This is a genomic window from Bacillus sp. HY001 (genome assembly GCF_007558965.1).
GTDB lineage: Bacteria > Bacillota > Bacilli > Bacillales > Bacillaceae_G > Bacillus_A > Bacillus_A mobilis.
In genome coordinates, this window is sequence record NZ_VLTE01000354.1 from 1 (window position 1) to 262 (window position 262).

The following is a 262-nucleotide window of genomic DNA, read 5'->3' on the forward strand; positions in this document are numbered from 1 at the left end:
GAAGTTGGTTCATCCAAAAAATAGATTTGACCAGTATTCTCCAACTGAAATGCTAATTTTAAACGTTGCAACTCGCCACCAGATAAGGTAGTCATTGATTGACTTAGATTTAAATAATCAAGTCCTACCTGTTTTAAATTATCTAGCTTTTTATAGATATTTGGAATGTCTTTAAAAAAATCCAAAGCTTCATAAATCGGTAATGAAAGTACTTCATAAATATTTTTTCCTTGATATTTATATTGGAGAGCTTCTTTGCTAT

1 protein-coding gene is annotated in these 262 nt (G+C 29.4%); it reads right to left on the reverse strand.

The genetic code is table 11. The features are described 5' to 3' along the window. Window positions 1-262, reverse strand: a 262-nt coding sequence (locus tag FOT98_RS31705) for an ATP-binding cassette domain-containing protein (protein WP_144291294.1), incomplete at both ends; no start/stop codon positions are given.